Genomic DNA, 20,456 nt, shown 5'->3' with positions numbered 1-20,456 from the left:
GTTGGCTGCCAAGAAAAAACCTGCACCCAAGCGTGGCGCCAGCCGTTACCAAGCTCCTGCAAAGCAACCGATCCCGGGTTGGCTGTGGATGGCCATCGGCCTGACGGTCGGCGCGTTCATCGTGTTCCTGATGAAACTGGAGCCGGGCAAGGGCAGCGACACGGTCAAGCGCGAGAAGATCGAGCAACAGCAGCAACAGAAAGCCACCAAGATCGCCGAGGCCAACAAGACCCCGCCGAGCCCGACGCAACCGGTGAAGCCGAAGTACGACTTCTACACCCTGCTGCCGGAATCGGAAGTGATCGTGCCGCCTGACGCCGTGCCGGAGAAAACCCTGCCGACGCCACAGGTGCCGGCGATCCCGACCACGCCGGTCACCCCGGCGGAAGCGGCGAAGATCGACACGGCGCGCGCCCAGGCTGCACTGGCCGGGATTACCCCACCGCCAGCGCCGCCGGTGACCAAGGCTGCGCCGGTAACCAAGTTCTTCCTCCAGGCCGGTTCGTTCCGCAAAGAGGCCGATGCCGACAAGGTGCGCGCGCAGATCATTCTGCTCGGCCAGGCGGTAGCGGTTGAATCCGGGACGGTGAAGGATGAAACCTGGTATCGCGTACTGGTCGGCCCGTTCAGCAACCGCGAACAACTGACCACCGCCCAGAAACAACTGGCGGGCGCGGGCTTCAGCAACCTGTTGTTACAACAACGCCAGAGCCGCTGATTTCCCCCGAATGATCCTTCCCGCGCTCTGCGTGGGGAGGATCAGCGCGACAACACCGCTCGTCCCCTCTCCCTTCCCGCAGTTGAAATCCTCTCCACCACCCCCATATGAATGGGCATAAGGCATTTTCGCCCCGCAGTGTGGAGACTCTTCCCTTGACCACCATCGTTTCAGTCCGCCGCCACGGCAAAGTCGTCATGGGCGGCGACGGCCAGGTTTCTCTCGGCAACACCGTGATGAAAGGCAACGCGAAGAAAGTTCGTCGCCTGTACCACGGCCAGGTCATCGCCGGTTTCGCCGGTGCCACCGCCGACGCCTTTACCCTGTTCGAACGTTTCGAAGGCCAGCTCGAGAAACATCAGGGCCACCTGATCCGCGCCGCCGTCGAACTCGCCAAAGAGTGGCGTACCGACCGTTCCCTGAGCCGCCTCGAAGCCATGCTCGCGGTCGCCAACAAGGACGCCTCCCTGATCATCACCGGCAACGGTGACGTGGTCGAACCGGAAAACGGCCTGATCGCCATGGGTTCCGGTGGCGGTTACGCCCAGGCCGCTGCCAGCGCGCTGCTGAAAAAGACCGATCTGTCGGCCCGCGAAATCGTCGAGACCGCTCTCGGGATCGCCGCCGACATCTGTGTATTCACCAACCACACTCAGACCATTGAGGAGCAGGATCTCGCTGAAGAAGCCTGAGTCGGCCCTGTGCCACGGCTTGTTTCTGCTTGAGGACCGTCAATTATTATGTCCATGACTCCCCGCGAAATCGTCCACGAACTCAATCGCCATATCATCGGCCAGGACGATGCCAAGCGCGCCGTCGCGATTGCCCTGCGCAACCGCTGGCGCCGCATGCAGCTGCCTGAAGAGCTGCGTGTTGAAGTGACCCCGAAGAACATCCTGATGATCGGCCCGACCGGTGTCGGTAAAACCGAGATCGCCCGTCGCCTGGCCAAGCTGGCCAACGCGCCGTTCATCAAGGTCGAAGCGACCAAGTTCACCGAAGTCGGCTACGTCGGCCGCGACGTCGAGTCGATCATCCGTGATCTGGCCGATGCCGCGATCAAGATGCTGCGCGAGCAGGAAATGACCCGCGTTCGCCACCGCGCCGAAGACGCTGCCGAGGACCGCATCCTCGACGCGCTGTTGCCGCCGGCACGCATGGGCTTCAGCAACGAAGAAGCGCCGAGCCCGGATTCCAACACCCGCCAGCTGTTCCGCAAGCGCCTGCGCGAAGGTCAGCTGGACGACAAGGAAATCGAGATCGAAGTCGCCGAAATGGCCGGCATCGAGATCGCCACGCCGCCGGGCATGGAAGAGATGACCAACCAGCTTCAGTCCCTGTTCGCCAACATGGGCAAGGGCAAGAAGAAGTCTCGCAAGCTCAAGGTCAAGGAAGCGCTGAAGCTGGTGCGCGATGAAGAAGCCGGTCGCCTGGTCAACGAAGAAGAGTTGAAGGCCAAGGCCCTGGAAGCGGTCGAGCAGCACGGCATCGTGTTCATCGACGAAATCGACAAGGTCGCCAAGCGCGGCAATGTCGGCGGCGCCGATGTGTCCCGTGAAGGCGTACAACGCGACCTGCTGCCGCTGATCGAAGGCTGCACCGTCAACACCAAGCTGGGCATGGTCAAGACCGACCACATCCTGTTCATCGCCTCCGGTGCGTTCCACCTGAGCAAGCCGAGCGACCTGGTGCCGGAGCTGCAAGGCCGTCTGCCGATCCGCGTCGAACTCAAGGCCCTGAGCCCGGAAGACTTCGAGCGCATCCTCAGCGAACCGCACGCCTCGCTCACCGAGCAATACTGCGCGCTGCTGAAGACCGAAGGCCTGAACATCCAGTTCCAGCCTGACGGCATCAAGCGCCTGGCGGAGATTGCCTGGCAGGTCAACGAGAAGACCGAGAACATCGGTGCCCGTCGCCTGCACACGCTGCTCGAGCGCCTGCTGGAAGAGGTGTCGTTCAGCGCCGGCGATCTGGCCAGCGCCCACGACGACAAGGCGATCCTGATCGACGCCGAGTACGTCAACAGCCACCTGGGTGAATTGGCGCAGAACGAAGATCTGTCTCGTTATATCCTGTAAGCCATACTGACAGTGGTCGTGAAACTGTGGGAGCCATCGGCTCCCACAATTTTTTTCACCTGACGGAACGCCGGCAATGACCCAACTCCCCACCGACATCAAACTGCACAAAGCCTCGAAAACCCTGTCGCTCAAATACGCGTCCGGCGAGGAGTACACCCTGCCCGCCGAATTCCTGCGCGTGCATTCGCCCTCCGCCGAGGTCCAGGGCCACGGCAAACCGATCCTGCAATTCGGCAAGCTGCACGTCGGCCTGTCCAAGGTAGAACCGGCCGGTCAGTACGCACTGAAACTGACCTTCGACGACGGTCACGACAGCGGCCTGTTCACCTGGGATTACCTCTACGAACTGGGGCGACGTTATGACGCACTCTGGGCGGATTATCTGGCCGAGCTCAAAGCCGCCGGCAAAACCCGCGACCCGGACGAGTCCGTCGTCAAGCTGATGCTCTAGTCCGCGCCTCGGACTGTTTAGAGGGCATTTTCTAAATTCATCTGTTTGAATGCTCCGCTAAAGCGGCCCGGGATCGGCTGCTTGCGAAAAAAATTAAACTCGGGTAACCAATGGAGCTGGCAAGTTCCCTGCAGTGCTCTACGACTGTAAAGCAGCTATGCAGAATCAACGGTCACCCGAGCAGTAGTACCTGGCATTGGCTGTGGAACTGCACAGCAGAAAACCGGGTACTCGTCTCAGGACAATGGAGCGTCGTAGATGAGTAACAAGAATAACGATGATTTGAAGTACCAAGCCTCGGAAAACACCCTGGGGCTGAATCCTGTCGTTGGGCTTCGCGGAAAGGATCTGCTGGCCTCTGCTCGAATGGTGCTGACCCAGGCCATCAAACAACCGATCCATAGTGTCAAACACGTCACTCATTTCGGCCTCGAATTGAAGAACGTGCTGTTCGGCAAATCAGAACTGCAACCGGCTGGCGATGACCGTCGCTTTGCCGATCCGGCGTGGAGTCAGAACCCGCTGTACAAGCGTTACCTGCAAACCTATCTGGCGTGGCGCAAGGAACTCCATGCCTGGATCGACGACAGCAGCCTCTCGCCCAAGGACATTGCGCGCGGGCACTTCGTGATCAACCTGATGACCGAAGCCATGGCGCCGACCAACACGGCGGCCAACCCGGCGGCGGTCAAACGTTTCTTCGAGACCGGCGGCAAGAGCCTGCTCGATGGCCTCTCGCATCTGGCCAAGGATCTGGTACACAACGGCGGCATGCCGAGCCAGGTCAACATGGGCGCGTTCGAGGTCGGCAAGACCCTGGGCGTGACCGAAGGCGCGGTAGTGTTTCGCAACGACGTGCTGGAGCTGATCCAGTACAAGCCGATCACCGAGCAGGTGCACGAGCGCCCGCTGCTGGTCGTACCGCCGCAGATCAACAAGTTCTATGTATTCGACCTGAGCCCGGACAAGAGCCTGGCGCGCTTCTGCCTGCGCAACAATGTGCAGACCTTCATCGTCAGCTGGCGCAACCCGACCAAGGAACAGCGCGAGTGGGGCCTTTCGACCTACATCGAAGCCCTGAAGGAAGCGGTCGACGTGGTCACCGCGATCACCGGCAGCAAGGACGTCAACATGCTCGGCGCCTGCTCTGGCGGCATCACGTGCACCGCCCTGCTCGGCCACTATGCCGCCACTGGCGAAAACAAGGTCAATGCCCTGACCCTGCTGGTCAGCGTGCTCGACACCACCCTGGACAGCGACGTCGCGCTGTTTGTCGACGAGCAGACCCTGGAAATGGCCAAGCGTCATTCGTATCAGGCCGGCGTGCTCGAAGGCAAAGACATGGCCAAGGTCTTCGCCTGGATGCGCCCCAACGATCTGATCTGGAACTACTGGGTCAACAACTACCTGCTCGGCAACGAGCCGCCGGTGTTCGACATCCTGTTCTGGAACAACGACACCACCCGGTTGCCGGCGGCGTTCCACGGCGACCTGATCGAGATGTTCAAAAACAACCCACTGATCCGCCCCGATGCACTGGAAGTGTGCGGCACGCCGATCGACCTCAAGCAGGTGACCGCCGACATCTTCTCGCTGGCCGGCACCAACGACCACATCACCCCGTGGAAGTCCTGCTACAAGTCGGCGCAGCTGTTTGGCGGCAAGGTGGAATTCGTGCTGTCGAGCAGCGGGCATATCCAGAGCATTCTGAACCCGCCGGGCAACCCGAAATCGCGCTACATGACCAGCGACGAAATGACCGCCAATGCCGATGACTGGCAGGAAAACTCGACCAAGCATGCCGACTCCTGGTGGCTGCACTGGCAGGCGTGGCAAGCGGCGCGTTCGGGCGAGCTGAAAAAGGCACCGACGAAACTGGGCAACAAAGCGTATCCGGCAGGCGAAGCATCGCCGGGCACTTACGTACACGAGCGGTAACCGATACACCTCACTCCCTCCGGGGAGTGAGGTGAACACTGAGATTGCGACCCACAGGGCCTTGAAGCATGCCGCAACCGTTCATCTTTCGTACTGTCGAGCTGGATGGCCAGACCATCCGCACGGCGGTTCGCCCCGGCAAGCCTCACTTGACGCCCTTGCTGATTTTCAACGGCATCGGCGCCAACCTGGAGCTGGTGTTTCCTTTTGTCGCGGCGCTGGATCCGGACCTGGAAGTGATCGCCTTCGACGTGCCCGGTGTCGGTGGCTCTTCGACGCCGAGACGGCCGTATCGCTTTCCGGGACTGGCGAAGCTCACTGCACGGATGCTCGACTACCTCGACTACGGACAGGTCAATGTGATCGGCGTGTCCTGGGGTGGCGCGCTGGCGCAACAGTTCGCCTATGACTATCCCGAGCGCTGCAAGAAGCTGGTACTGGCAGCGACAGCGGCGGGCGCGGTGATGGTGCCGGGCAAGCCGAAGGTGCTGTGGATGATGGCCAGTCCACGGCGCTACATCCAGCCGTCCCATGTGATCCGCATCGCCCCGATGATCTACGGCGGCTCGTTCCGCCGCGACCCGACACTCGCCGCCAGCCATGCGGCCAAGGTGCGTTCGGCGGGCAAGCTCGGCTACTACTGGCAACTGTTCGCGGGCCTTGGCTGGACCAGCATTCACTGGCTGCACAAGATCCATCAGCCGACCCTGGTGCTGGCCGGTGACGACGATCCGCTGATCCCGCTGATCAACATGCGCATGCTGGCCTGGCGGATTCCCAACGCCCAGTTGCACATCATCGATGACGGTCATCTGTTCCTGATCACCCGGGCCGAAGCCGTGGCGCCGATCATCATGAAGTTCCTCCAGGAGGAACGTCTTCGTGCGGTGATGCACCCCCACCCGACACCGCTGGGCGGATAACCGGCCCGGTCCGGTTTTCTGGACAGCTCCTTGCAGAGCCTTTTCAAAGTGCGTGGCAGGACGCCGCGCAGGCAACAACCCGCAACAGCGTCTATGGTGTTCTGGTTCGGTGTGTTTGTTTTTGACCTGAAGACGAAGGAGTGTTGAGTCATGCGCGACAAACCAGCGACGGGCGTAGTGCCCAGTCCTGCCGTTTTCATCAATGCACAAAGTGCAATGACCGGCCTGCGTGGCCGCGACCTGATTTCGACGTTGCGCAGCGTAGCCGCCCACGGCCTGCGCAACCCGATTCACAGCGCGAGGCACGCGTTGAAACTCGGTGGCGCGCTCGGACGCGTGCTGCTCGGCGAAACCCTGCACCCGACCAACCCCAATGACAGCCGCTTCGCCGACCCGGCCTGGAGCCTCAACCCGTTCTACCGCCGGAGCCTGCAGGCTTATCTGAGCTGGCAGAAACAGGTCAAGAGCTGGATCGACGACAGCAGCATGAGCGATGACGATCGCGCCCGTGCGCACTTCGCTTTTTCCCTGATCAACGACGCCGTCGCGCCCTCCAACACGCTGCTCAATCCGCTGGCGGTCAAGGAGCTGTTCAACTCCGGCGGCCACAGCCTGGTGCGTGGGCTGAGCCATCTGTTCGATGACCTGCTGCACAACGACGGCCTGCCGCGCCAGGTGACCAAGCAGGCTTTCGAAGTCGGCAAGACCGTCGCCACCACCACCGGCTCAGTGGTGTTTCGCAACGAAATGCTTGAGCTGATCCAGTACAAGCCAATGAGCGAAAAGCAGTATTCAAAACCGCTGCTGGTGGTGCCGCCGCAAATCAACAAGTACTACATTTTCGACCTGAGCCCGAACAACAGCTTCGTCCAGTACGCCCTGAAGAACGGCTTGCAGACCTTCATGATCAGCTGGCGCAACCCGGACGTGCGCCATCGCGAATGGGGCCTGTCGACCTACGTCGAAGCCGTGGAAGAAGCCATGAACATCTGCCGGGCGATCACCGGCGCCCGCGAAGTCAACCTGATGGGCGCCTGCGCCGGCGGGCTGACCATCGCCGCACTGCAAGGGCACTTGCAGGCCAAGCGGCAGTTGCGCCGGGTCTCCAGCGCGACCTATCTGGTGAGCCTGCTCGACAGCCAGATCGACTCTCCGGCCACACTGTTCGCCGATGAACAGACCCTCGAAGCGGCCAAACGCCGCTCCTACCAGAAAGGCGTGCTGGACGGTCGCGACATGGCCAAGGTGTTTGCCTGGATGCGTCCCAACGATCTGATCTGGAGCTATTTCGTCAACAACTACCTGCTGGGCAAGGAGCCGCCGGCGTTCGACATCCTCTACTGGAACAACGACAGCACCCGTCTGCCCGCCGCGTTTCATGGCGATCTGCTGGATTTCTTCAAGCACAACCCGCTGATTCATTCGGGCGGCCTGGAAGTCTGCGGCACGCCGATCGACCTGCAGAAAGTCACGGTCGACAGTTTCAGCGTGGCCGGCATGAACGACCACATCACGCCATGGGACGCGGTGTATCGCTCGACCTTGCTGCTCGGTGGCGAGCGGCGCTTCGTGCTGTCCAACAGCGGCCATGTGCAGAGCATTCTCAACCCGCCGAGCAACCCCAAGGCCAACTACGTCGAAAACGGCAAGATGAGCAGCGACCCGCGTGCCTGGTACTACGACGCGAAAAAAGTCGACGGCAGCTGGTGGCCGCAGTGGCTGGAATGGGTTCAGCAGCGCTCCGGCACCCTGCGCGAAACCCAGATGGCCCTTGGCAACGCGAACTATCCACCGATGGAGGCGGCGCCCGGCACTTACGTGCGTGTGCGCTGACCAGCCCCAAACGCCCTTTAAGAAGACTGGATGAAAACAAGCGAACGGATCCTCGAATGTGCCCTGCAGTTGTTCAACGAAAAGGGCGAGCCGAACGTCTCCACCATGGAGGTTGCCAATGAAATGGGGATCAGCCCCGGCAACCTCTACTACCACTTTCACGGCAAGGAGCCGCTGATCCTCGGGTTGTTCGAGCGCTTCCAGAACGAACTGGCGCCGCTGCTCGACCCGCCCGCGGATGTAGAGCTGGCGCCGGGGGATTACTGGCTGTTCCTGCACTTGATCGTCGAGCGGCTGGCGCAGTACCGGTTCCTGTTCCAGGACCTGTCGAACCTGGCCGGACGGCTGCCGAAACTGGCCAAGGGCATTCGCAACTTTCTCAACGTCCTGAAGCGCACGCTGGCGTCATTGCTGGCGCGCTTGAAGGCGTCCGGGCAGTTGGTCAGTGATACCCAGGCGCTGGGGCAACTGGTGGAGCAGATCACCATGACCTTGCTGTTCTCGCTGGACTATCAGCGGATTCTCGATCGCGAGGGGGAAGTGAGGCTGGTGGTGTACCAGATCATGATGCTGGTGGCACCGCACCTGTTGCCGCCGGTGAAGGTGGCGACGGAGCGGATGGCGCTGCAGTACCTCGAAGATCACGAGTGACCGCCCAAACAAAAACGCCCGACCTTCACAGGCCGGGCGTTTTCTTGAGCCCTGAAAATCAGGACTGACTGGTCGGCGTCGACGGGGTCGATGCAACAGTCGGAGCAGGCGCCGGGGTTGGAGCCGAGGCGGAGTTCGACGTGCTTGCCAGTGCTGCCGGTGTGGTCACCGGTTTCGGCGCAGCGGCTTTCGGCGCGGCCGGTTTTTTCACTGCTGGTTTTTTCGCCGCAGCCGGTTTGGCAGCGGGTTTGGCGGCAGCGGTTTTCGCTGCTGGCTTGGCCGCTGGTTTAGCTGCAGGTTTCGCGGCGGCCTTGGCGGCAACCGGTTTGGCCGCGGCTTTCGCTGCTGGCTTGGCGGCTGCGGTTTTGGCCGCTGGCTTGGCGGCAGGTTTAGCAGCAGCCTTGGCCAATGGTTTGGCAGCAGGTTTTGCCGCCGGTTTGGCTGCTGCGGTTTTGGCCGCCACAGGCTGAGTTTTCAGACCGGTGAGTTTTTCGATCTGCTTGGTCAGGGTATCGACCTTCTTGTGCAGATCCTTCACCTCGTTGCGGCTCGGTACGCCCAGGCGCGAAATCGCACTGTTCAGGCGCTTGTCGAAAGCCCCTTCCAGTTGATCCCACGTGCCCAGCGCGCGATCTTTCACGCCGCTGATGCGCGATTTGGCCGAGTTTGCAGAGTCCTTGGCAGCATCGACTGTCTTGCCGACTGCAGCCTTGGTGAGCTTCTCGGCTTTCTCGCCGTCTTTGACCAATGTATCGAAGAGCTTGCTGCCGTCAGTGTCGATCTTCGAGTACACGCCTAAACCAGCCAGCCAGATCTTGCGGGAGTAGTCTTCGACTTTCCCGATCCACGAGCTGCCTTCTTTATCGGTGTTCTTTTTACCAGCCATCCCGTTCTCCTTAAGATTTACGCGCGACGCGTTCGAGCAATGCCGTCAGCTCATCGAGCTTAGCAGAGAGTGCCTCAACGTCATGTTTAGACGGAATGCCGATACGATTCAAGGCACTGGCGACACGCGTGTCGAACGCCTTCTCGACCTTGTCGAGCTGAACTTCGACGCGACCTTTGAAAGAGCTGACTTCGCTCTTGGCTTCGTCGATCTCGGCATTGGCCGCTTCGAGTTTTTCGGTGACGACTTTTTTGCCTTTCTTTTCAACAGTTTGACCAGCCTTGATCAACTCCTGAAAGTACTCGCTGCCCTCCTGACCGACCTTGGTGTAGGCACCCAGGCCTGCCAGCCAGATCTTGCGGGCATAGGATTTGACGTCGCTCAGAGCAGAAGTCGAGGCGTCGATTTTTTTCTTCAAAATAACTTTGGCCATGGTGCACCTCACGCGCAGAAGGTTTGAGGAACTGCCCGGACGTGTGTCGGGCTCAGGCACAAAGTAGGGAGAAAAATTAGAAACGGCACCCTAACAACTGACATAAAAGGCAGGTGCACCACAAAGAAAAAGAGGAGCCCGAAGCTCCCCCTCTGTTCTGTTCAGACCAGCGCCTTGTCCAGCGCCTTCTCGATCTCGGCTTTGATCATGCCGCTCATGGCCGACATCATCAGGCCCAGTTCCACGTCGACGCGGATCGAATCCTCGGCCACATGCACCGCGCCTTTCACGCCCGAACGCTTGAGGTTCAGGGTGTCACCCGCCCACTGCGGCTCGAGGCCATACTGATCGGACAGTTTCTGCGCCAGCTTGTCGGCTTTCTCGCGGGCAACTTCCTTGCCCAGGCTGTGGGCACGCTCAACACTGATATGGGCCATTGAATGACTCCTGCTTTTTGAATGGGGCTATGAATGCCTGCAACGAATCTTGACCGCCACTGCGGCAAATCGTCCCGAAGGTTGCCCATCTTACCTTTAGCCATTCCAAGACAAAGCATGGCTTGGGGATTAGAATGTCGCGCATTCTCTTTTGGTGACAGCGATATGACTGATCAGCGCAAAGGCAGCGATGCCGAACCCACCACTCACTTCGGCTTCAAAAACGTTCCGGAAAGCCAGAAAGCGGAAAAAGTCGCTGAGGTGTTCCACTCCGTAGCCGCCAAGTACGACCTGATGAACGACCTTCTGTCGGGCGGCATGCACCGTCTGTGGAAGCGCTTCGCAATCGAATTGTCGGGCGTGCGCGCAGGCAACCGCGTACTGGACATCGCCGGCGGCACGGGCGACCTGACCAAGAAATTCTCGCACCTGGTCGGCCCGACCGGTCAGGTGGTTCTCGCGGACATCAACGAATCCATGCTCAAGGTCGGTCGTGACCGCCTGCTGGATGTCGGCGTGTCGGGCAACGTCGAATTCGTCCAGGCGGACGCTGAAAAACTGCCGTTCCCGGACAACCATTTCGACTGCGTGACCATCGCCTTCGGCCTGCGCAACGTGACGCACAAGGAAGACGCCCTGCGCTCCATGCTGCGCGTACTCAAGCCTGGCGGCCGCCTGCTGGTGCTGGAGTTCTCCAAGCCGACCAACGCGCTGATGTCCAAGGCCTACGATGCCTACTCGTTCGCCTTCATGCCGCTGATGGGCAAGCTGATCACCAACGACTCGGAAAGCTATCGCTATCTGGCCGAGTCGATCCGCATGCACCCGAATCAGGAAACCCTGAAGTCGATGATGGTCGACGCCGGTTTCGACCGTGTGACCTATCACAACATGACCGCAGGCATCGTTGCCCTGCACCGCGGCATCAAACCCTGATGCTGCTGACCGGGCTGCTGGCCAGCGTCGAACTCGGCCTGAACCGTGTGCTGCGTCTCGACAGCACGGCGCTGCCGCGACTGGCGCATCTGACCGGCAAAGTGATTGCCGTGGATTGCCGCAGCCCGGCGCTGCAACTGTTCATCCTGCCGAGCGACGAAGGCCTGATGCTGGCGTCCCACTGGGAAACCGGCGTCGACTGCACTTTGCGCGCCCCGGCCTCGAGCCTGGTGAAACTGGCCCTGAGCAAGGACAAGACGGCGGTGCTGCACGCACCGGAAGTCGAACTCGACGGCGACAGCGGCGTGCTGCTGGAACTGGCGGGCGTGCTGCAGGACCTTGAGCTGGACTGGGAGTACGAACTCTCGCGCTGGCTGGGACCGGTCGCCACGCAACTGGTCGGCGGTCACCTGCGCAGCCGCGCCCGCTGGTATCAACAAGGATTTGCCAGCCTCAACCAGAACCTCGCCGAATACCTGGCCGAAGAATCGCGCACCCTCGTCGGGCAACGCGAAGCCGAAGCCCGTTTCAGCGAACTGGACCGGATCAAACTCGATCTGGAACGTCTCGAGGCGCGCTTCGAGCGCCTTTCCCGATCCCTCGACCCAAGCGATAACGCATGAAGCTGCTCGCCGTCCGCCGTCTGTTGCGCATCCAGCGCGTCGTGATCCGCTACCGCCTCGATGACCTGCTGTTCGATCTGCCATTGCCGTGGTTCCTGCTGGCGCTCCGCTACGCCTTGCCGTGGCGCTGGTTCCCGCGCAAGCCGCTGGACCTGAGCCGTGGCGCACGCCTGCGCCTGGCCTTGCAGGACCTGGGGCCGATCTTCATCAAGTTCGGGCAGATCCTCTCGACCCGCCGCGACCTGCTGCCGGAAGACATCGCCGATGAGCTGATGCTGTTGCAGGACCGCGTGCCGCCGTTCGATTCGCAGCTGTCGGTCAAGCTCATCGAAGAACAGCTAGGCAAGAAGATCAGCGAAGTGTTCAGCCGCTTCGACGTCGAGCCACTGGCCTCGGCCTCGGTCGCGCAGGTGCATGCCGCGCAGTTGAAAACCGGCGAAGAAGTGGTGGTCAAGGTGATCCGCCCGGGCCTGAAGCCGATCATCGCGCAGGATCTGGCGTGGCTGTTCATCCTCGCCCGCGCGGCCGAAAAGGTCTCCGCCGACGCCCGTCTGCTGCACCCGGTGGAAGTAGTCAGCGACTACGAAAAAACCATCTACGACGAACTCGACCTGTTGCGCGAGGCGGCCAACGCCAGCCAGTTGAAGCGCAACTTCGAAGGCTCGCCGCTGCTGTATGTGCCACAAGTCTATTGGGACTGGTGCCGGCCGAAAGTGCTGGTGATGGAGCGTATCTACGGGATTCAGGTGACGGACCTGGCGACCCTCGCCGACCAGCGCACCGACATGAAAATGCTTGCCGAGCGTGGCGTAGAGATCTTCTTCACCCAGGTGTTCCGCGACAGTTTCTTCCACGCCGATATGCACCCGGGCAACATCTTCGTCAGCACCGTCAACCCGTGGAGCCCGCAGTACATCGCGATCGACTGCGGCATCGTCGGCAGCCTGACCCCGGAAGACCAGGATTATCTGGCGCGCAACCTGTTCGCCTTCTTCAAGCGCGACTACCGCCGCGTGGCGCAATTGCACATCGATTCGGGCTGGGTGCCGGCGGAAACCAAGCTCAACGAATTCGAAGCGGCGATCCGTACCGTGTGCGAGCCAATCTTCGAAAAACCGTTAAAAGATATTTCATTTGGCCAGGTGCTGATGCGCCTGTTCCAGACCGCACGCCGCTTCAACATGGAAGTGCAGCCACAGCTCGTATTGCTGCAAAAGACCTTGCTGAACATCGAAGGTCTGGGCCGCCAGCTGTACCCGGACCTGGATCTGTGGAACACCGCGCAGCCGTTCCTCGAACGCTGGATGCGCGAGCGCGTCAGCCCGAAAGCCTTGATCGGCAACGTCCAGAGCCAGTTCGAACAGCTGCCGCACCTGGCCAACATGGCCCGCGACCTGCTCGAACGCATGTCCCAGCCCCACGCCAACGACCCGCCGCCACCATGGCACAAACGCAAGGACGACTGGTTCCTGCGCCTGCTCGGCAGCGCGCATCTGGCGGGCGGCACGATCCTCGCCGCCGGCGGCCCGTTGCACGAACTGGGGCATTGGCCCGCCGGAATCATGGTGGCAGTCGGCTTGTATCTGGTCGTTCGCCGATAGCCAGTTCCGTGATCGGCTGGCACACTGTTTCAACGCCTGAACCCGACTATTGAAGTGTGGGTTCGCTGTCGGAGTCGAAGATGAAAAACTGGCTGGACGAGATCAAGTGGGACGCCGATGGCCTGGTGCCGGCGATTGCCCAGGATCACAAGACCGGACGCGTGCTGATGATGGCCTGGATGAACCGCGAAGCCCTGGAGCTGACCGCCGCGGAAAACCGTGCAATCTACTGGTCACGTTCCCGTGGCAAGCTGTGGCGCAAGGGCGAAGAGTCCGGCCATGTGCAGACCCTGCATGAAATGCGCCTGGACTGCGACGCCGACGTGATCATCCTGATGGTCGAACAGATTGGCGACATCGCTTGCCATACCGGCCGTCAGAGCTGCTTCTACCGCGTCTTCGAAAACGGCGACTGGAAAACGGTCGACCCGGTCTTGAAAGACCCGCACGCTATTTATTCCGCAGGACACAAACATGAGTGACACCCTGACCCGCCTCGCTCAGGTGCTTGAAGAGCGCAAGGGCGCTGCTGCCGACAGCTCGTATGTGGCCAGTCTGTATCACAAGGGCTTGAACAAGATTCTGGAAAAGGTCGGCGAAGAATCGGTCGAAACGATCATTGCCGCCAAGGACGCCGCCGTCAGTGGCGACTGCAGCGACGTGATCTACGAGACCGCCGACCTGTGGTTTCACAGCATGGTCATGCTCGCCCAACTGGGGCAGCATCCGCAGGCTGTACTCGACGAGCTGGATCGTCGCTTCGGTCTGTCCGGACACGTCGAGAAAGCCTCGCGTCCGTCCGCCTGAACAACTATTAGAGAGGAACAGCAAGATGGGCATTTTTGACTGGAAACACTGGATCGTCATTCTGGTTGTCGTGGTGCTGGTGTTCGGCACCAAGAAACTGAAAAACCTCGGCACCGACGTCGGCGAGTCGATCAAGGGCTTTCGCAAAGCCATGAACGACGACGAAAAACCGGCCGATCCGACCGTCACGCCTGCACAACCGGTGCCACCGGTTCAGCCGCAAGCCACCGCTCAGGCCAACCCGCCGCACACCATCGACGTGCAGGCGCAAAAAGTCGAAGAGCCGATCCGCAAAGACGTGTGAGCACTGACTAATGTTTGGTATCAGCTTCTCTGAACTGCTGCTCGTCGGCCTCGTTGCCCTGCTGGTGCTGGGCCCCGAGCGTTTGCCGGGCGCTGCACGCACCGCTGGCCTGTGGGTCGGACGGCTGAAGCGCAGCTTCAACGCGATCAAACAGGAAGTTGAACGTGAAATCGGTGCCGACGAAATCCGTCGGCAACTGCACAACGAACACATTCTGTCGCTGGAGCAGGAGGCGCGGAAGATTTTCACGCCTCCGGCTCAGCAGGAGCCGACACCGGTGCCGCCGGTTGCAGAGCAAACGCCAGTGGCTCCCGTTGCGGAACAACCGGCAAGCGTCGAGCACGTTTCTGCCGCCGCCGCTGAAGCGGCGCCGATCATGAAGCCGATTGAACCTGTTGCTCCAGCCGCCGCGCCAACCACGCCGGCCCCTCACGACCCAACATTGCCGCCGCGAGCCCCATGAGCGATCTCCCCGAAAACGACCAGCACATGCCGCTGGTTTCGCACCTCACCGAGTTGCGCACCCGCCTGCTGCGTTGCGTCGCGGCGATCTTCATCATCTTCGCCGGGCTGTTCGCCTTCACCCAGCAGATCTACACCTTCGTCTCGACGCCGCTGCGCAGTTACTTGCCGGCCGGCGCGACGATGATCGCCACCGACGTGTCGTCGCCGTTCCTGACGCCACTGAAGCTGACGATGATGGTGTCGCTGTTCCTGGCGATCCCGGTGATCCTGCACCAGATCTGGGGCTTCATCGCGCCGGGCCTGTACAAGCACGAGAAACGTGTCGCGGTGCCGTTGCTGATCTCCAGCATCCTGCTGTTCTACACCGGTATGGCATTCGCCTATTACTTCGTGTTCCCGCTGATCTTCAAGTTCTTCGCCTCGGCCACCCCGGCCGGCGTGGAAATGATGACCGACATCACCAGTTACCTCGATTTCGTCATGACGCTGTTCTTTGCCTTCGGCGTGGCGTTCGAAATCCCGGTGGCCGTGGTGCTGCTGGTGTGGATCGGCGTGGTCGACGTCAAATACCTGAAGAAGATCCGCCCGTACGTGATCATCGGCTGCTTCGTGGTCGGCATGATCCTGACCCCGCCGGACATCTTCTCCCAGACTCTGCTGGCCGTGCCGATGTGGATGCTGTTCGAAGTCGGCATCCTGTTCGGCAGCCTGGTCAGCAAGCGCGAACGCCCGGAAGAAACCGCCGACGACCACAACGACCAGCCGCCAGCGACGCAGCCATGAACCTGCTGCTGCTCGAAGAGGCCGATTTCATTGCGGCCGACCGCGTCGTGCTGCGTGATCGACGCCTGACCCACATGCAGGAAGTCCACCGCTCGGAAGTCGGCGACAGCCTGCGGGTCGGGCGCATCAACGGGTTGATGGGTTCGGCCGAGCTGCTGCGTCTGGAAGCGGGCGAAGCCGAACTGCGGGTCACCCTCGATCAGCCACCGCCGGCCAAGCTGCCGCTGACCCTGGTACTCGCCCTGCCACGCCCGAAGATGCTGCGTCGGGTGTTCCAGACCGTGGCGACCATGGGTGTGTCAAAGGTGATTCTGGTCAACAGCTATCGCGTCGAGAAGAGCTTCTGGCAAACGCCGTTTCTGGAGCCGGAAGCGATTCGCGAGAATCTGATCCTCGGCCTCGAACAGGCCCGCGATACCGTGCTGCCGGAAATCATCATCGAGAAGCGCTTCAAGCCGTTTGTCGAAGATCGTCTGCCGGCCATCACCGACGGCACCCTCGGCCTGGTCGGCCATCCGGGCAACTTCCCGCCCTGCCCGCGCGCCCTGAGCGAACCGGTGACCCTGGCCATCGGCCCCGAGGGTGGCTGGATTCCCTACGAGATCGACCTGCTGGGCAAATCCGGCCTGCAACCGGTGCAACTCGGCGATCGCATCCTGCGCGTCGAAACCGCCGTCACTGCCCTGCTCGCCCGCCTGTTCTGAAGCGCTCTGGCGCCATTTGGCGCCAGACAAATTGCGTTACAGATTGCCATCATCCAGCCGATACAGTCTCCATAAGTCCAATTAGTGGTCCGAGGGGAGTCGTCGCATGTACCGTTGGTTAGCCGAGAATCTTGGAAACGTCAGCGTCAAACGCAAGCTGGGCATCGGTTTCGGCCTGGTGCTGCTGCTGACCCTGTTGATCACCTTCACCGGCTGGACCGGCATGAGCGGCATCATCAGCCGCGGTGACAAACTCGGTTTCATCTCGAGCCTCAACGAGCTGACCAAGGACCTGCGCCTGGCGCGTCTGGACTACGAAATGCGCCGTGGCGAACAAGGCCCGGGCACAGTCAACGACCTGCTCGGCAAACTCGACAGCGGCCTGCAAACCGCCCGCAGCCTGATCGAACAGTCAGCCGACGCGGCGATGGTCGATCAGCAACTGGCCGCCGTTGCCGAATACAAACGCGCCTTCGCCGACATGACCCAGGCCACCGCCCTGCGCGAAGACGCCCGCAGCAAACTCGGCGCCACCGCCGACAATGCCGTGGCCAAGGTTGCCGAAGTCGAGAAATCCATGCTGCAAGGCGACAGCGTTGCCCAGTTCAACGCGGTGATCGACCTCAGCAAGCTGATCCAGCAGGCCCGCTTCCAGGTGCGCGGCTACACCTACAGCGCCAAGGCCGAGGCCGAACAACCGGCCCTCGACGCCATCGACAACGCCCTGAAAAACCTCGAGACCCTGCCGGCCAAATTGCCGGAACAGCACATCGCCAATCTGCAACAGGCTACCGAGTCGCTGAAAGCCTATCGCGCCGCTGTCAGCCAGTTCCGTGATTCGCAGGTTGCCAGCGCCAAGGCACTGGCCCGCATGTCGGCCCAGGGCGACCTGTTGATGGACATCAGCAAGAAGCTCACCGACTCCCAGACCATTGTGCGTGACACCGATGCCGCCAGCGCCAAGAACCAGTTGCTGATCGCCACCTTGCTGGCCGTGGCCTTCGGCCTGCTCGCCGCCTGGGCGATCACCCGGCAGATCATCATCCCGCTGGAGCAGACCCTGAAAGTCGCCGAGCGCGTGGCCGCCGGTGACCTGACCCACAATCTGGTGTCCCTGCGCCGTGACGAACTCGGTCAGTTGCAACGTTCGATGCAGAGCATGACTCAAGGCCTGCGCGAATTGATCGGCGGGATCAGCGACGGCGTCACTCAGATCGCCAGCGCCGCCGAAGAACTGTCGGCCGTGACCGAGCAGACCAGTGCCGGCGTGAACAATCAGAAAGTCGAGACCGATCAGGTCGCCACCGCCATGAACGAAATGGCTGCCACCGTGCAGGAAGTCGCGCGCAACGCCGAGGAAGCTTCAGAAGCGGCCGTCGCCGCTGACCAACAGGCCCGCGAAGGCGACAAAGTGGTCGGCGAAGCCATCGCCCAGATCGAACGCCTGGCCACTGAAGTCGGCCACTCCACCGAGGCCATGGGCGAGCTCAAGCGCGAAAGCGACAAGATCGGCAGCGTCCTCGACGTGATCAAGTCCGTGGCCCAGCAAACCAACCTGCTGGCCCTCAACGCTGCCATCGAAGCGGCCCGTGCCGGTGAAGCCGGACGTGGTTTCGCGGTGGTTGCTGACGAAGTGCGCAGCCTCGCGCAACGCACCCAGAAGTCCACCGAAGAAATCGAAGAGCTGATCGTCGGCCTGCAGAACGGCACCCAGCAAGTGGCGACGATCATGGACAACAGCCGCACGCTGACCCAGAGCAGCGTGGAACTGACCCGTCGTGCCGGTGGCTCGCTGGAAAACATCACGCGCACCGTGTCGGCGATTCAGGCGATGAACCAGCAAATCGCAGCGGCGGCCGAGCAGCAGAGTGCCGTGGCCGAAGAGATCAACCGTAGCGTGCTCAACGTGCGGGATGTATCGGACCAGACGTCGGCGGCGAGTGAAGAGACAGCGGCCTCCAGCGTCGAGCTGGCGCGCCTGGGTACTCACCTGCAAACGTTGGTGGGACGCTTCAAGGTTTAAACCGCGCAAACAAAAAAATCGCAGCCAATGGCTGCGATTTTTTTTGCCCCGCGCTTAGAGAACCTGGCGCAGGAAAGCCTGGGCCCGAGGATCCTTCGGTGCATCGAAGAATTCCGCTGGCGAGGCGTCTTCCAGCAGTTTGCCGTGATCGAAGAACAGCACCCGATCCGCCACTTCCCGGGCAAAGCCCATTTCGTGGGTCACGCAGACCATGGTCATGCCTTCCACGGCCAGGTTCTTCATCACGTCCAGCACTTCACCGACCATTTCCGGATCGAGGGCCGAGGTCGGCTCATCGAACAGCATGACCTTAGGATCCATCGCCAGTGCCCGGGCAATCGCCACGCGCTGCTGCTGACCGCCGGACAGGCGCGAAGGATATTCGCGGGCCTTCTGAGCAATCCCGACCTTCTCCAGCAACGCCAGGGCCTTGGCCTCGCTTTCCTTCTGGCCACGCTTGCGCACGACTTTCTGCGCCAGGCACAGGTTTTCCAGCACGGTCATGTGCGGGAACAGGTTGAAATGCTGGAACACCATGCCGACTTCGCGGCGGTAGGCGTTGACGTCGGTTTTCGGGTCGGCCAGTTGCAGGCCGTCGATGCTCACCGAGCCGGAATCGAATGCCTCAAGACCATTGAGGCAACGCAGGAAAGTCGACTTGCCGGAGCCGGACGGACCGATCACCACCAGCACCTCGCCCTTGGCGACGGAAGTGGTGACGTTATCCACAGCCCGGACCACTTGCCCACGGGTGTCGAAGACTTTTACCAGATCGCGGACTTCAATCACTTTGCGCGAGCCTCCGCTCAAGCCGGCTGGCAATTTTCGACAGCGGCAGGTTGATCAACAGGTACAGGCCGGCAACGCAGAACAGGATTTCGAACGGCGAAAACGAGGTGGTGATCACTTCACGACCGCTTTTCAGCAGCTCGGTGATGGCGATCACCGACACCAGCGAGGTGTCTTTCACCAGACTGATGAACTGCCCGGCCAGCGGTGGCAGCACGCGCTTGAAGGCTTGCGGCAATACTACGTGGCGCATCGACTGGCCAGCGCTCAGACCCAGCGAACGGGCGGCTTCATTCTGGCCACGGGCAATCGACTGCACGCCGGAACGGATGATTTCCGCCACGTAGGCGCCGGTGAACAGCGACAGCGCGGCGATCCCGGCGAACTCCCGGGACAGGTTCATCACCGTGCCGATGAAGAAGTAGAAAATGAAGATCTGCACCAGCAGCGGCGTGCCGCGCACCAGTTCGACATAGATCGTCGACAGGTCGCGCAGGGTCGGGTTGCTCGACAGCCGGCACAGCCCGGTCGCCAGACCGATCAGCAGCCCCAGCACGCCGGACACCACCGACAGCCAAAGCGTCGTCCACAGGCCCCACAGCAGCGGCCCCGCCGCCCAATGTCGGGTAACACCCACGACGTCGCCTTCAGCCACATCGTCGCCCTGGGCGAATTGCAGGCTGTTTTCGTCAACGGTCAGGTGCTGCTCGTCACCGGCATCGTTGCGCAGGGTGACTTGCGCGCTGCCGCCCTTGCGCACCAGTTCGCTGACGGTGGAAATGTCGGTGGCGCGCTGGGTTTCCTCGGCCTGATAGGCGAAGTACTGCGGCACGCGGTTCCAGCGCCATTCGTAGGACATCAGCGACGTGGCGTAATACAGCGCGCCAGCCAGGCCGATCAGCACCAGCACGGTCAGCACGTGCCAGGGCCATTGGGCTTTTTTCTGTTTCATTGGATTTGCAGGTTCCGAATTCTGTGTCGCCTGGGAGGCCGCTATCGCGAGCAGGCTCGCTCCCACAGGGAAGCGCATTCCAATGTGGGAGCCAGCCTGCTGGCGATGGGCGCGACGC

At 61.5% G+C, this 20,456-nt stretch carries 23 protein-coding genes and 1 pseudogene; 19 read left to right on the top strand and 5 right to left on the bottom strand.

All coding sequences use genetic code 11. From position 1 onward, the window contains the following. The first annotated feature begins 1 nt into the window (after position 1). The 8 genes from IF199_RS02120 (at position 2) to IF199_RS02085 (ending at position 8,595) form a co-directional block, all read left to right on the top strand. Positions 2-718 carry an SPOR domain-containing protein gene (locus IF199_RS02120; protein ID WP_096819926.1) on the top strand — a complete coding sequence of 239 codons (717 nt, stop codon included), beginning with the start codon at positions 2-4 and terminating at the stop codon, positions 716-718. A 155-nt stretch (positions 719-873) separates the two neighbouring features. Next, positions 874-1,410, top strand: coding sequence for an ATP-dependent protease subunit HslV (gene hslV, locus IF199_RS02115; RefSeq protein WP_003220875.1), 537 nt, complete (start codon positions 874-876; stop codon positions 1,408-1,410). Between the two features lie 48 nt (positions 1,411-1,458). Next, entirely contained in the window at positions 1,459-2,796 is a 1,338-nt protein-coding gene (gene hslU, locus IF199_RS02110) for an ATP-dependent protease ATPase subunit HslU (protein ID WP_096819927.1), read from the top strand. A gap of 76 nt (positions 2,797-2,872) precedes the next feature. Then, on the top strand, positions 2,873-3,250 hold the full coding sequence (locus tag IF199_RS02105; RefSeq protein ID WP_102620210.1) for a gamma-butyrobetaine hydroxylase family protein: 378 nt from the start codon (positions 2,873-2,875) through the stop codon (positions 3,248-3,250). Positions 3,251-3,508: 258 nt separating this feature from the next. After that, positions 3,509-5,188, top strand: coding sequence for a class II poly(R)-hydroxyalkanoic acid synthase (phaC, locus tag IF199_RS02100; protein ID WP_096819928.1), 1,680 nt, complete (start codon positions 3,509-3,511; stop codon positions 5,186-5,188). A gap of 68 nt (positions 5,189-5,256) precedes the next feature. Then, the gene (gene phaZ, locus IF199_RS02095) at positions 5,257-6,111 is read left to right on the top strand and encodes a poly(3-hydroxyalkanoate) depolymerase (RefSeq protein WP_085732561.1); all 855 of its coding nucleotides are present in this window, start codon (positions 5,257-5,259) and stop codon (positions 6,109-6,111) included. A 150-nt stretch (positions 6,112-6,261) separates the two neighbouring features. Then, positions 6,262-7,944 (top strand): class II poly(R)-hydroxyalkanoic acid synthase, encoded by a 1,683-nt coding sequence (gene phaC, locus IF199_RS02090; RefSeq protein ID WP_096819929.1) that lies wholly within the window; start codon positions 6,262-6,264, stop codon positions 7,942-7,944. 30 nt (positions 7,945-7,974) lie between these two features. Beyond that, entirely contained in the window at positions 7,975-8,595 is a 621-nt protein-coding gene (locus IF199_RS02085; RefSeq protein ID WP_096819930.1) for a TetR/AcrR family transcriptional regulator, read from the top strand. 58 nt (positions 8,596-8,653) lie between these two features. On the opposite strand, the gene IF199_RS02080 is transcribed toward IF199_RS02085, so the two are convergent. The 3 genes from IF199_RS02080 to IF199_RS02070 form a co-directional block, all read right to left on the bottom strand. After that, the gene (locus tag IF199_RS02080; RefSeq protein WP_192559569.1) at positions 8,654-9,481 is read right to left on the bottom strand and encodes a phasin family protein; all 828 of its coding nucleotides are present in this window, start codon (positions 9,479-9,481) and stop codon (positions 8,654-8,656) included. Between the two features lie 10 nt (positions 9,482-9,491). Beyond that, the gene (locus IF199_RS02075) at positions 9,492-9,914 is read right to left on the bottom strand and encodes a phasin family protein (protein WP_096819932.1); all 423 of its coding nucleotides are present in this window, start codon (positions 9,912-9,914) and stop codon (positions 9,492-9,494) included. Positions 9,915-10,075: 161 nt separating this feature from the next. Beyond that, positions 10,076-10,351: a polyhydroxyalkanoic acid system family protein gene (locus tag IF199_RS02070; RefSeq protein ID WP_085711042.1), complete on the bottom strand. Its 276-nt coding sequence runs from the start codon at positions 10,349-10,351 to the stop codon at positions 10,076-10,078. Between the two features lie 165 nt (positions 10,352-10,516). Between IF199_RS02070 and ubiE the strand changes: the two genes are divergently transcribed. From ubiE to IF199_RS30530, 11 genes and pseudogenes are all read left to right on the top strand, one after another. After that, positions 10,517-11,287, top strand: coding sequence for a bifunctional demethylmenaquinone methyltransferase/2-methoxy-6-polyprenyl-1,4-benzoquinol methylase UbiE (gene ubiE / locus IF199_RS02065; RefSeq protein ID WP_007952418.1), 771 nt, complete (start codon positions 10,517-10,519; stop codon positions 11,285-11,287). Then, the gene (locus IF199_RS02060) at positions 11,287-11,910 is read left to right on the top strand and encodes a ubiquinone biosynthesis accessory factor UbiJ (RefSeq protein ID WP_007952419.1); all 624 of its coding nucleotides are present in this window, start codon (positions 11,287-11,289) and stop codon (positions 11,908-11,910) included. The genes ubiE and IF199_RS02060 overlap by 1 nt, the downstream gene beginning before the upstream one ends. Further along, positions 11,907-13,511 (top strand): ubiquinone biosynthesis regulatory protein kinase UbiB, encoded by a 1,605-nt coding sequence (gene ubiB / locus IF199_RS02055; RefSeq protein WP_096819933.1) that lies wholly within the window; start codon positions 11,907-11,909, stop codon positions 13,509-13,511. The genes IF199_RS02060 and ubiB overlap by 4 nt, the downstream gene beginning before the upstream one ends. 80 nt (positions 13,512-13,591) lie before the next feature. Further along, the gene (gene hisI / locus IF199_RS02050; protein WP_007909357.1) at positions 13,592-13,993 is read left to right on the top strand and encodes a phosphoribosyl-AMP cyclohydrolase; all 402 of its coding nucleotides are present in this window, start codon (positions 13,592-13,594) and stop codon (positions 13,991-13,993) included. After that, positions 13,986-14,318, top strand: coding sequence for a phosphoribosyl-ATP diphosphatase (locus IF199_RS02045; RefSeq protein WP_007952422.1), 333 nt, complete (start codon positions 13,986-13,988; stop codon positions 14,316-14,318). The genes hisI and IF199_RS02045 overlap by 8 nt, the downstream gene beginning before the upstream one ends. A 25-nt stretch (positions 14,319-14,343) precedes the next feature. Continuing rightward, on the top strand, positions 14,344-14,622 hold the full coding sequence (locus IF199_RS02040) for a twin-arginine translocase TatA/TatE family subunit (RefSeq protein WP_007952423.1): 279 nt from the start codon (positions 14,344-14,346) through the stop codon (positions 14,620-14,622). A gap of 10 nt (positions 14,623-14,632) precedes the next feature. Then, entirely contained in the window at positions 14,633-15,085 is a 453-nt protein-coding gene (gene tatB / locus IF199_RS02035) for a Sec-independent protein translocase protein TatB (protein ID WP_192559568.1), read from the top strand. Continuing rightward, on the top strand, positions 15,082-15,870 hold the full coding sequence (tatC, locus tag IF199_RS02030; protein WP_096819935.1) for a twin-arginine translocase subunit TatC: 789 nt from the start codon (positions 15,082-15,084) through the stop codon (positions 15,868-15,870). Before tatB ends, tatC begins: the two co-directional genes overlap by 4 nt. After that, positions 15,867-16,574, top strand: a complete 708-nt coding sequence (locus IF199_RS02025) for a 16S rRNA (uracil(1498)-N(3))-methyltransferase (RefSeq protein ID WP_085711040.1) — start codon at positions 15,867-15,869, stop codon at positions 16,572-16,574. The genes tatC and IF199_RS02025 overlap by 4 nt, the downstream gene beginning before the upstream one ends. A 106-nt stretch (positions 16,575-16,680) precedes the next feature. Then, positions 16,681-17,742 (top strand): annotated as a pseudogene (locus IF199_RS30535) (methyl-accepting chemotaxis protein); the annotation flags it as partial. Continuing rightward, positions 17,725-18,597 carry a methyl-accepting chemotaxis protein gene (locus IF199_RS30530; RefSeq protein WP_404822684.1) on the top strand — a complete coding sequence of 291 codons (873 nt, stop codon included), beginning with the start codon at positions 17,725-17,727 and terminating at the stop codon, positions 18,595-18,597. The pseudogene IF199_RS30535 and the gene IF199_RS30530, both read left to right, overlap by 18 nt. A 54-nt stretch (positions 18,598-18,651) precedes the next feature. On the opposite strand, the gene IF199_RS02015 is transcribed toward IF199_RS30530, so the two are convergent. Next, the gene (locus IF199_RS02015; protein WP_192559566.1) at positions 18,652-19,386 is read right to left on the bottom strand and encodes an amino acid ABC transporter ATP-binding protein; all 735 of its coding nucleotides are present in this window, start codon (positions 19,384-19,386) and stop codon (positions 18,652-18,654) included. Then, entirely contained in the window at positions 19,379-20,338 is a 960-nt protein-coding gene (locus IF199_RS02010; protein ID WP_096819938.1) for an amino acid ABC transporter permease, read from the bottom strand. The genes IF199_RS02015 and IF199_RS02010 overlap by 8 nt, the downstream gene beginning before the upstream one ends. Between the last annotated feature and the right edge of the window lie 118 nt (positions 20,339-20,456).

Source organism: Pseudomonas allokribbensis, from assembly GCF_014863605.1.
GTDB classification, from domain to species: Bacteria; Pseudomonadota; Gammaproteobacteria; order Pseudomonadales; family Pseudomonadaceae; genus Aquipseudomonas; species Aquipseudomonas allokribbensis.
This window is presented reverse-complemented; position numbering and strand designations above follow the sequence as displayed.

Excerpts from the sequence above, each read along its gene's own strand:
- hslU (WP_096819927.1), top strand. The coding sequence starts at position 1,459 with ATGTCCATGACTCCCCGCGAAATCGTCCACGAACTCAATCGCCATATC.
- IF199_RS02105 (WP_102620210.1), top strand. The coding sequence starts at position 2,873 with ATGACCCAACTCCCCACCGACATCAAACTGCACAAAGCCTCGAAAACC.
- phaC (WP_096819928.1), top strand. The coding sequence starts at position 3,509 with ATGAGTAACAAGAATAACGATGATTTGAAGTACCAAGCCTCGGAAAAC.
- phaZ (WP_085732561.1), top strand. The coding sequence starts at position 5,257 with ATGCCGCAACCGTTCATCTTTCGTACTGTCGAGCTGGATGGCCAGACC.
- phaC (WP_096819929.1), top strand. The coding sequence starts at position 6,262 with ATGCGCGACAAACCAGCGACGGGCGTAGTGCCCAGTCCTGCCGTTTTC.
- IF199_RS02085 (WP_096819930.1), top strand. The coding sequence starts at position 7,975 with ATGAAAACAAGCGAACGGATCCTCGAATGTGCCCTGCAGTTGTTCAAC.
- IF199_RS02080 (WP_192559569.1), bottom strand. The coding sequence starts at position 9,481 with ATGGCTGGTAAAAAGAACACCGATAAAGAAGGCAGCTCGTGGATCGGG.
- IF199_RS02075 (WP_096819932.1), bottom strand. The coding sequence starts at position 9,914 with ATGGCCAAAGTTATTTTGAAGAAAAAAATCGACGCCTCGACTTCTGCT.
- IF199_RS02070 (WP_085711042.1), bottom strand. The coding sequence starts at position 10,351 with ATGGCCCATATCAGTGTTGAGCGTGCCCACAGCCTGGGCAAGGAAGTT.
- ubiE (WP_007952418.1), top strand. The coding sequence starts at position 10,517 with ATGACTGATCAGCGCAAAGGCAGCGATGCCGAACCCACCACTCACTTC.
- IF199_RS02060 (WP_007952419.1), top strand. The coding sequence starts at position 11,287 with ATGCTGCTGACCGGGCTGCTGGCCAGCGTCGAACTCGGCCTGAACCGT.
- ubiB (WP_096819933.1), top strand. The coding sequence starts at position 11,907 with ATGAAGCTGCTCGCCGTCCGCCGTCTGTTGCGCATCCAGCGCGTCGTG.
- hisI (WP_007909357.1), top strand. The coding sequence starts at position 13,592 with ATGAAAAACTGGCTGGACGAGATCAAGTGGGACGCCGATGGCCTGGTG.
- IF199_RS02045 (WP_007952422.1), top strand. The coding sequence starts at position 13,986 with ATGAGTGACACCCTGACCCGCCTCGCTCAGGTGCTTGAAGAGCGCAAG.
- IF199_RS02040 (WP_007952423.1), top strand. The coding sequence starts at position 14,344 with ATGGGCATTTTTGACTGGAAACACTGGATCGTCATTCTGGTTGTCGTG.
- tatB (WP_192559568.1), top strand. The coding sequence starts at position 14,633 with ATGTTTGGTATCAGCTTCTCTGAACTGCTGCTCGTCGGCCTCGTTGCC.
- tatC (WP_096819935.1), top strand. The coding sequence starts at position 15,082 with ATGAGCGATCTCCCCGAAAACGACCAGCACATGCCGCTGGTTTCGCAC.
- IF199_RS02025 (WP_085711040.1), top strand. The coding sequence starts at position 15,867 with ATGAACCTGCTGCTGCTCGAAGAGGCCGATTTCATTGCGGCCGACCGC.
- IF199_RS30530 (WP_404822684.1), top strand. The coding sequence starts at position 17,725 with ATGCAGAGCATGACTCAAGGCCTGCGCGAATTGATCGGCGGGATCAGC.
- IF199_RS02010 (WP_096819938.1), bottom strand. The coding sequence starts at position 20,338 with ATGAAACAGAAAAAAGCCCAATGGCCCTGGCACGTGCTGACCGTGCTG.